The organism is Streptomyces durbertensis, from assembly GCF_014156695.1.
GTDB lineage: Bacteria > Actinomycetota > Actinomycetes > Streptomycetales > Streptomycetaceae > Streptomyces > Streptomyces durbertensis.
The window spans coordinates 1-445 of record NZ_WMLF01000949.1 but is presented as its reverse complement, the minus strand read 5'-3'; the positions used below and the strand labels follow the sequence as shown (position 1 = coordinate 445).

At 73.3% G+C, this 445-nt stretch carries 1 pseudogene; it reads right to left on the bottom strand.

The features are described 5' to 3' along the window. Positions 1 to 94: 94 nt before the first annotated feature. Positions 95 to 445, bottom strand: a pseudogene (locus tag GL263_RS27825) (NYN domain-containing protein); the annotation flags it as partial.

The window sequence follows — 445 nt, the reverse complement described above, 5'->3', positions numbered from 1 at the left end:
GGGTACGCGCCCGCCGCCGCGCACCCGTCACCCGGGCTCACCCGGCCCACCCGGACTCACTCGACTCTTCCGGGCTCACTCGACTCTTCCGGGCTCAGTCGGCGGGCGGGGGGTGCTCCCGCCCGGTGCGGTCGCCGATCTGCCGCCAGAAACCGGCCCGGATGGCGTAGCGGTCGTTCTCGTCGATCTGGTCGTCCTTGTGGGCGAGCAGGCCGAACCGGGCCGCGTAGCGCAGCAGCTCGCCGTCGATGCGGTGCGGGATGCGCGGGTACTGCTCGAAGAGCCGGTCGGCGTCCGCACGGCTGACCAGCCGGTCGAACCAGCGTCCGGCGAAGACCTGCCCGACCTCGAAGGGATCGCCGCTGACGGTGGTGATGTCCTCCTCGCGGTCGGCCCAGCGCTGCTCGGCGGTGGTGAGCTGGGCGAGCGTGGGGAGCGTCGCCAC